This window comes from Kitasatospora sp. NPDC002522 (assembly GCF_053595195.1).
This window is the reverse complement of the sequence record NZ_JBSFXE010000087.1, coordinates 1-8036: the sequence shown is the minus strand read 5'-3', so window position 1 is coordinate 8036 and position 8036 is coordinate 1. Positions and strand designations below refer to the sequence as shown.

Sequence of the window (8036 nt, the reverse complement as noted above, 5' to 3'; positions counted from 1 at the left end):
CCCACACATCTGACTCATATTGATCGCCGTGGCCTGGAACAGACCGATTCTTCGCGTGAACCCAGCAGACACCGAACAACTCCAGACATGGGGGGCGGACGGGGAGATCAAGTTAGGGAGCATTACTTAACGCGTCAAGCCCCTGCGCGACAACTGTGGCCGACTTCCCTGCGCCGCCTGCCGCGCGGCCCCGCAACCCCTTGACGGCCCACGGCGGCCGCCCTACCCTCCCGGGCAGCTAGTAAGGAACCTTTCCTAACCTCGAGGAGGAAGGTCTCGGATGCCCCCCACTCGTCCGCCCCGCCCCGGGCCACTGCCCCGCCTGCTCACCCTCGGCACCGTCCTGGCCACCGCCCCCGTCCGGGACGCGGCGGTGAAGAAGCAGCACGACGCCGACGCCTGCAACGCGGCCTCCCGGAACCCCGTCGCCTGAGACCCCGACAGGAGCCCGACCCATGACCAGATCCCGGCAGACGGCCGCGGCCTGGCGACGGCCCACCGCGGCAGCCGCCGCCCTCGCCGTCGCGGCACTCTCCCTGTACGGCGCCGGGCCCGCGGCCCCCGCCAGCGCCGTGGCAGCGGCCGTCCTCCCCGCCCCGCCGACCGGCGCGAGCGCCCTCACCGACCTCGGCGACACCGCCGGCTGGAAGGTGCTCAGCAGTGCCACCGCCACCCAGGGCGGCGCCAAGATCTCCACCCCCGGATTCGCCACCGGCGGCTGGCTGAGCGTCCCGAACGACGGCGGCGGCGCCCCCGGCACCGAAATCAACGCGCTGCTGCTGAACGGCAGTTGCCCGAACGTCTTCTACGCCGCCACGATGAAGAGCTGCTTCGGCCAGCTCACCAAGACCGGCCCGCCGCTCACCCCGTTCGACGTGCCCTGGTGGTACCGCACCGACTTCACCGCCCCGCCGGCCGGCCAGCACGCCGACCTGGTGGTCAACGGCGTCGTCGGCTCCGCGGACGTCTGGGTCAACGGCACCCTGGTCGCCGACCACACCACCGTCGCCGGCGCCTACACCCGCAACCGGCTCGACCTCACCGCGCTGCTCCGCCCCGGCACCAACTCGGTGGCCCTGCAGGTGTATCCGAACAACCCGGCGACCAGCCTCAACACCTCGGACATCGACTGGTCCCAGCTCCCGCCGGACAACAACACCGGCCTCCAGTTCCCCGTCCAGCTGCGCACCGGCGGGGCGCTGATCGACGGCAACGCGCACGTCGTCCAGAACACCGCGGCGGACCTCGGCAGTTCGGCGCTGACCGTGAAGACCGACGTCACCAACACCACGGCCACCGCGCAGAGCGCCACCGTCACCGCCACCCTCACCCCGCCCGGCGGCGGAACCCCGGTGACGGTCTCCCAGGACGTCACGGTGCCGGCCGGCTCCACCCGCACCGTCTCCTTCACCCCGGCCGCCTACCCGGCGCTCACCCTGGCCCACCCGCAGATCTGGTGGCCCTACCAGCTCGGCGCCCAGCCGCTCTACACCCTGGCCACCGGCGTCGCCCAGGGCGCCACCGTGCTCGGCACGACCAGCTCCACCTTCGGCATCCGCACCGTCACCTCGTACCTCACCGGCGCCGGCGGCAACGCCCCCGCCGGCGTGCGCGCCTTCAAGATCAACGGCACCCCGCTGGTGGTCCGCGGCGGCGGCTGGGCCCCCGACCTGTTCCTGCGCTACGACCCGGCGGACACCGCCCAGCAGATCGCGCTGATCAAGTCGATGGGCCTCAACACCGTACGGCTGGAAGGGCACTTCATGCCCGAGGACTGGTACCGGCAGATGGACGCCGCCGGCATCCTGGTCAACGCCGGCTTCCAGTGCTGCGACTTCTGGGAGGCCACCAGCTACACCGCCGCCCAGCAGGCCACCTACCGGCTCAGCGCGCAGACCGTCGGCGAGTCGCTCCGGCGCCACCCGGCGGTGTTCTCCTTCGAGTGGAGCGACAACGCCCCGACGGCAAGTCAGGAGTCGCTGGCCCTGGCCGGGTTCGCCGCCGCCGACTACGACGGCCCGTTCATCGCCTCCGCCGAGTACAAGTCCAGCCCCACCCTCGGCCAGGCCGGTGAGAAGGAGGGCCCGTACGACTGGGTCCCGCCGTCCTACTGGTACGACACCGCGCACAGCACCGGCGGCGACCTCACCAACTCCGGCGGCGCCTGGGGCTTCGACAGCGAGCAGAGCGCGGGCAACACCGTCCCCACCCAGGACTCGCTGAACCGCTTCCTCTCCGCCGCCGACCAGTCCGCCCTCTGGCAGACGCCCGGCGCCAACCAGTACCACGCCAACTACGAGGGCACGAGGCACACCGGCTACCACTTCGGCACGCTCTACAACCTCGACGCCTCGATCACCAACCGCTACGGCGCCCCCACCGGCCTGTCCGACTACGTCCGCAAGGCCCAGGCCGCCAACTACGAGAACGTCCGCGCCCAGTTCGAGGCCTTCCTGGCGCACTCGACCAACGCCGTCGCCCCGTCCACCGGCACCCTCTACTGGCAGCTCAACAAGGGCTGGCCGACCCTGCTCTGGTCGCTCTACAACAACGACTACGACCAGGCCGGCGCCTACTTCGGCGCCCAGGCCGCCAACCGCCCGCTGCACGCCCTCTTCACCCTCGACACCGGCACGGTGACCGCCGACAACCTCGGCTCCGCCACCCAGTCCGGCCTCACCGTCGAGTCCCGGGTCTACGACACCGCCGGCACCCTGCTCGACGACCGGACCTCCCCCGCCTTCTCGCTGACGGGCCAGCAGGTCGCCGGCAACCTCCTCAAGCCGACCGTCCCCACCACCGCCCACACCGTCTACTTCGTCGAACTGCTGCTCCGTCAGAACGGCGCCCTGGTCGACCGCAACGTCTACTGGCAGCCGACCACCGGCGACAGCGTCAACTGGAGCAAGACCCTCGGGCAGCCGCAGGCCGCGATGACCTCCTACGCCGACCTGAAGGCCCTGCAGAACCTCGCGCCCGCCAAGGTCGCGGTCACCGCCACCGCCACGCCCGCCGCCGGCCCGAACGGCGCCGACCGGCTCCTGACCGTCACCGTCACCAACACCTCCACCACCCCCACCGTCGGCTTCCTGCTCCGCGCCGACCTGCGCCGCGGCACCGCCGCCGGCGCCGAACTCTCCGGCGACAACCAGGCCCGCTCCACCGTCTGGAACGCCAACGACCTCACCCTGTGGCCCGGCGAATCCCAGACCCTCACCGCCACCTACCGCTCCACCGACCTCACCGGCACCACCCCGGTGCTCAGCCTCGAAGGCTGGAACGTCCCCCGCACCGACACCGTGGTCACGGGAGGCTGACGCCAAGTCAGTTTCCTGCGGTACAGGGCGCGGTCCGCCAGGGACGCGGTCTGCGCCAGCGGTCCGCCCGGCGGAGAGCGACACCTCTCCCCGGGCGGACCCCCGCGCTCAGACCGTGCCGGCCCGCCGCTCGAAGACCTCCGGCCGCGCGGCCTCCAGCGCGGTCGCCACCGCCCCCAACAGCACCGCGTCGTCGCCCAGCAGGCTCGGCGCGACGCGCGGTCGCAGCGGCGAGTGCCGGTGCAGGGCGCGTTCGACCGGGCCGAGGAGCAGGTCCGCGCTGCGGCCGACGCCGCCGCCCAGCACCAGGACGTCCGGGTCGAGGACCGAGGCGACGATGGCCAGCGCGTAGCCCAGCCGCTCGGCCTCCTCCCGGACGGCTTCCGCCGCCACCGGGTCACCGGCCCGCGCCGCGTCGAAGACCTGCTTGGCCGTCAGCGGCGGCCGCATCCCGAGCGCCACCGCGCTGCGCACCACCGCCTCCGCGGAGACCGCCGACTCCAGCGTGCCCTCGCCGGCCGTCCCGCTCGGACCGGGCAGCGGCAGGTACCCGATCTCGCCGGCCGCCCCGTGCGCGCCGACCAGCAGGTCGCCGCCGCGCACCACGCCGACGCCCAGACCGGTTCCCACCAGCACGTAGACGAAGAGCTGGCTGCCCGTCCCGGCGCCGAACGCGTACTCCCCGACGGCCGCCAAGTTGGCGTCGTTGACCATGGTGACGGTGGTCTCCAGCCCGGCGGCGATCCCGTCGATCAGGCCGCTGCGGCCCCAGCCGGGCAGGTTGGCGGCCAGCCGGACGCTGCGGCTCTGCTCGTCCCACACGCCGGGGCTGCCGACCACCGCGTGGACGATCGCCGAGGGTTCGAGCCCGGCCGCCGCCGCGGTCTCCCGGGCGGCCGCCACCACCGCCTCGGCCACCGCGTCCGCCGAACTGCCGAGGTTCGGCACGTCCCGCCGGCTGACCAGCTGCCCGGACAGGTCCGCGACGGCGACCCGCAGCCGGGCCCGGCCGATGTCCACGCCGAGCACGTGCCCGGCGGTCGGCTCCGGTTCGTACAGCACGGCGGAGCGGCCCCGCTCGGGCACGAACCGGCCCGCCTCGCGGACCAGCCCGGCGGTCTCCAGCGCGGCCAGCGCCGCGGACACGGTGGGCTTGGACAGGCCGGTGTCCCGCGCGAGTTGGGCACGCGAGAGCGGGCCGTGCAGGCGCAGCCGCTCCAGCAGCAGCCATTCGTTGTTGCTGCGCAGCCGCTGCCGGTTCCACGGACGCTCGGCCCCGTTGCCGGTCGGGAAGGCGGGCGCCGCCTGCTGGGTCACGGCGTCCTCCGGTCGTGCATCGTTCACCTCGGCGATGCTATTGCACTGCCCCGGCCCGATCCGCGACCGGCCCCCGTCGCTGTCCTGACGCACGGCCCGCCCCCCGAGTTCCCGATTACGTACACACGCATTCTCCACATCCGGACCGTTCCGTGGAGGTTACGTATCCTGACCCCTTGTCAGGTTCACAGGTTCCTCCCTACCTTCGTGGCTCAGGACCAGGGCCCGACCGGGCCCGCCGGTCCACGGCGGCGCGACCCGCGCCCTCGCCGGACGCGCGACATGACCTGGAGGCGTCACATGCCCGTAGCCCTGATCGACCAGATCCGCGACGCTGGCCCGCTGGTGGTCGACGACGAGACCATCGTGTTCGAGGACGACGACCGCAGCGACCACGAGGCCACGGCGTGCCTCGCCGACCCGTGGGTCACCGCGACCACCCGGTTCGCCTGCGACTTCAACTCCTGACGGTGTCCGGGTCCATCGCCGGTCGCGGCGTCCGGTCCGACGACACCTGGTCGTACCTGACCGATCCGCGGATGCCGGCGATGGACCACGGATGGAAGCTGCACGTCTCGACCCGCCCCGGCGAGCTCGACGCGGTCACCGCGCTGGTCCTACCGGTCCTCGAACGCCACGTCTGCCACGCCAAGTGGGCCCGCACCCCCGAGACCCTGCGGGAGCTCAACTCCGGTGCGGCGAGCCCCGGCGCCGTCGGCAAGGCGATCACCGTCTACCCCGCGCCCGAAACCGCGCTCGCCCTCGCCGACGAACTCGTCGCCCTGCTCCGCGGGCGCGAGGGCCCACAGGTCGTCAGCGACCGCCGCGTCGACCCCGACGCCCCCGTCTACTACCGCTACGGCCCCTTCACCGGTTCCTACCGCACCGGACGCAGCGGCCGGACGGAGTCGGTCATGGTCGGCCCCGACGGCCGCCTCTTCGACGGCCTCGCCACCGGCGCGTACCGCTGCCCGCCCTGGGCCACCGACCCCTTCGCCGCACGAACCGAGGTGGCGCCCGGCGGGGAGGCGCGTGGCGGCTCCGACCCGGGAGGCCTGCGGCGCACCGGCGGCCTGGGCGGGGGGCGCTACCGGGTCACCGGCGGCATCGCGCGCAAGCCGCACGGCAACGTGTACCGCGCGATCGACACCCTGACGGGACGTCAGGTGATCGTCAAACAGGCCCGGGCCTACGTCGCCGAGGACGAGTCCGGCGCCGACACCCGCGACCGCCTGCGCAACGAACGCCTCGTGCTGGCGGCCCTCGCCACCGCCCCCGGCGTCCCGCGCGCCCTCGACGCCTTCCGGCACCGCGCCGACGAGTACCTCGTCATGACCAGCTGCGGCGACCGGGACCTGCGCCGCGAGGTCCAACTCCGCGGCCCGTACCCCGCCGACGCCACCCTCGCCCTGGCCGCCCGCCTGCTCCGCGTCCTCGACGCCATCCACCAGCACGGCGTCGTCGTACGCGACCTCAAGCCCGACAACGTCGTCCTCGATGCCGACGGCCACCCCCACCTGGTCGACTTCGGCATCAGCTCCCTGCACGGCCAGGGCCCCGACGGCGCCACCCCCGGCTACAACGCCCCCGTCCGCCGCCCCGACGGCCCGGCCGCCCCCGCCGACGACTACTACGCCCTCGGCGCCACCCTCTGCTACGCCGCCACCGGCCTCGACCCCGTCGTCATCGACCCGTCCCACACCATCAACCGCGACCGCACCCTGGCCACCCTCGCCTTCGCCCTCCCCGGGCCCTCCCACCACCGATTCCGCACCCTGATAGCCGAGTTGACGAGCTTCGACCCCACGGTACGAACCGCCGGCGCGGCCCGACTCCGCAGCGCCGAGACCGGCAGCCCCACCGCCCCGGATGACGCCGACTCAGTTCCCCGTACACCCGGCCACCCACTCGCCCCCACCCATCCCCACGGCAGGCCCGACCACCACCACCTCGACGACGGCGTGCTCGCGGCGACCATCACGCCCGACCCCGCCTCGCTGCCCCGCCCCCACGGCAGGCCCGACCGCCACCACCTCGACGACAGCCTGCTCGCGGCGACCATCACACCCGACCCCGCCTCGCTGCCCCGCCCCCACGGCAGGCCCGACCGCCACCACCTCGACGACAGCCTGCTCGCGGAGATCATCGACCACACGACGGCCTTCTGCGTCGCCGAGGCCCACCGCCTCACCGACCCCGCCCTCGCCGCACGCGCAGCCGTCCCGACCGCCGTCGACGTCTACGGCGGCACCGCGGGCCTCGGCCTGGAACTCCTCCACCACCTCCACCGGCCCGGTGTCCGCGAAGCCGTCGACACCCTGGCCGCGTGGACGGCCACCGCGGCCGCCCGCTCCCGCCACCTCTCGCCGTCCTTCTGGTCGGGCCGCACCGGCGTCGAACTCTTCCTCGCCCAGGCGGGCCTGCCCCCAACTCCCGGCTCCCACCCGACGATTCCGCACCAGAGCCCGGACGGCGGCCCACCCGAGGCCGACTTCATCGAGGGCATCGCCGGCATCGGCATCGGCCGCCTCCTCCTCGCCCGGACCTCCCCCACCCCCCACCCCGTCGACGTGCACCGTGTCGACCATCTCGCCGTCGCCGCCGAATGCCACCGCCTGCTCACCTCCGGCGAGGCCCGCCTGTCCCCCACCGGTGCCGACCGCCCCGGCTCCGCGGCCCTCCGCCAAGGACTCGCCCACGGCGACGCGGGTGTCGCCTACTTCCTCCTCGAGTACGCGCACACCACCGGCGACCCGGAAGCCACCCGCCAGGCCCACCAGGCCTGCACGGCACTCGCCGCCGCCACCCCGGACATCCTCGCGGCGGCCACCGCCCCGGGCGCCACCCGCCGCTACGGCTCCTGGTGCCGCGGCCTGGCCGGAATCGGAGCGGTCCTCGTCCGCGCCGCCGACCGCCTCGCCGCGCCGGAGTTCCTCGCCCTCGCCCAACAGTGCGCCCGCACCTGCACCGCACTCGCACCCCGCATGCCGCTGGTCACCCAGTGCTGCGGCCTCTCCGGCGTCGGCGACCTGATGCTCGACCTCGCGCAACTCCCCGCCACCACAGACGAGTTCCTCACCGCCGCCGACACCATCGCCGCCCTCATCCTCACCCGCGCCGGCGGCCCCCCGTCCCGCCCCACCTTCCCCGACACCACCCTCACCCACCCCACCGCCACCTGGGCCGGCGGCTCCGCAGGCGTCCTCACCTTCCTCCGCCGCCTCCAATCCACCGGCGGCCCCCGCCTCGGCCTACTCGACTGACAGTGATGATGTTCCTGGTGATGTTGCCAGCGAGTCTGACCCACCGACTGACTGACGCCTCGGCTGTCCTGTTTGCGATTTGTCGGCTCGTTGGCGACGTCATCATGCACGCGGCCGGACGGGCGTTTGTGACTTCATA

5 protein-coding genes are annotated in these 8036 nt (G+C 73.6%); 4 read left to right on the top strand and 1 reads right to left on the bottom strand.

Annotated features, from left to right (window positions below; genetic code table 11):
* Window positions 1-280 precede the first annotated feature (280 nt).
* Both ACWD4U_RS34345 and ACWD4U_RS34340 read left to right on the top strand, forming a co-directional pair.
* A complete protein-coding gene (locus ACWD4U_RS34345) occupies window positions 281-433 on the top strand; it encodes a hypothetical protein (RefSeq protein ID WP_363462118.1) in 153 nt (50 codons plus the stop codon).
* A gap of 22 nt (window positions 434-455) precedes the next feature.
* Window positions 456-3317 carry a glycosyl hydrolase 2 galactose-binding domain-containing protein gene (locus tag ACWD4U_RS34340; protein ID WP_363462116.1) on the top strand — a complete coding sequence of 954 codons (2862 nt, stop codon included), beginning with the start codon at window positions 456-458 and terminating at the stop codon, window positions 3315-3317.
* 108 nt (window positions 3318-3425) lie between these two features.
* Here the strand turns inward: ACWD4U_RS34340 and ACWD4U_RS34335 are convergent, their stop codons facing one another.
* Window positions 3426-4661, bottom strand: coding sequence for an ROK family transcriptional regulator (locus tag ACWD4U_RS34335; RefSeq protein ID WP_449787403.1), 1236 nt, complete (start codon window positions 4659-4661; stop codon window positions 3426-3428).
* A gap of 273 nt (window positions 4662-4934) precedes the next feature.
* On the opposite strand from ACWD4U_RS34335, the gene ACWD4U_RS34330 reads away from it, so the two are divergent.
* Window positions 4935-5102 (top strand): SflA family class IV lanthipeptide, encoded by a 168-nt coding sequence (locus ACWD4U_RS34330; RefSeq protein ID WP_363462114.1) that lies wholly within the window; start codon window positions 4935-4937, stop codon window positions 5100-5102.
* A 2-nt stretch (window positions 5103-5104) separates the two neighbouring features.
* Window positions 5105-7897, top strand: a complete 2793-nt coding sequence (gene lanL / locus ACWD4U_RS34325) for a class IV lanthionine synthetase LanL (RefSeq protein ID WP_363462112.1) — start codon at window positions 5105-5107, stop codon at window positions 7895-7897.
* The last annotated feature ends 139 nt before the right edge of the window (window positions 7898-8036 follow it).

Coding starts and splice junctions, on each gene's coding strand:
- ACWD4U_RS34330 (WP_363462114.1), top strand. CDS start 4,935: ATGCCCGTAGCCCTGATCGACCAGATCCGCGACGCTGGCCCGCTGGTG.
- ACWD4U_RS34345 (WP_363462118.1), top strand. CDS start 281: ATGCCCCCCACTCGTCCGCCCCGCCCCGGGCCACTGCCCCGCCTGCTC.
- ACWD4U_RS34340 (WP_363462116.1), top strand. CDS start 456: ATGACCAGATCCCGGCAGACGGCCGCGGCCTGGCGACGGCCCACCGCG.